1 protein-coding gene is annotated in these 226 nt (G+C 38.1%); it reads left to right on the top strand.

The window, feature by feature from the left end; translation table 11 throughout:
• Positions 1–226: Rib/alpha-like domain-containing protein (locus tag ACU68Y_RS09245; RefSeq protein ID WP_446755926.1), on the top strand; the 226-nt coding region annotated here is incomplete at both ends.

Here is a 226-nt window from a genome sequence, read left to right as displayed (position 1 = left end):
GACTACACAGGAAAAATCAAAGTAACTTATCCAGATGGAACAAGCGAAGAAAAAGAAGTACCTGTAACAGTAAAAGATACAACACCAGCACAAACAGATGCTGACAAGTATGAACCAGAAGTTAAGAAGGAAGAAATCGAAAAAGGCGGAAAAGTTGACTTAACAGACAACGTAACAAACCTAGACAAACTTCCAGAAGGCACAAAAGTAGAAGATGTAACTCCAG

It is taken from the genome of Finegoldia sp. P1-F-LS (genome assembly GCF_052932205.1).
The sequence above is the reverse complement of the archived record's forward strand: the minus strand, read 5'-3'. Positions and strand labels throughout refer to the sequence as shown.